Source organism: Acinetobacter sp. 25-47-122, from assembly GCF_056779695.1.
This window is the reverse complement of sequence record NZ_JBWYIJ010000036.1, coordinates 1-257: the sequence shown is the minus strand read 5'-3', so window position 1 is coordinate 257 and position 257 is coordinate 1. Positions and strand designations below refer to the sequence as shown.

1 protein-coding gene is annotated in these 257 nt (G+C 47.1%); it reads right to left on the bottom strand.

What is annotated here, in order from left to right; genetic code table 11:
- Nucleotides 1-257: GA-like domain-containing protein (locus tag AC1M9P_RS14665; RefSeq protein WP_481588097.1), on the bottom strand; the 257-nt coding region annotated here is incomplete at both ends.

The following is a 257-nucleotide window of genomic DNA, read 5'->3' as shown; positions in this document are numbered from 1 at the left end:
TCTTTGTCTGCTCCTTCTGGAAGTGCATCAACTTTCGCTTGTGCATCTTCTTTAGCAGTAAGCGCATCATCACGTGCTTGAGTCAGCTCAGTAAGTTCTGTTGGCGTGATTAAACCATCTGATTCGGCATCTGCTAGTGCTTGCTCTGCCTCAGCATATGCTGCTTCAGCCGCCTCTACTGCCTCTGTTGCTTCTTCAAGTGCTGCAACTGCATCATCCACACCATCTTCGTTTTCATCATTTACTGCTGGTAAAGT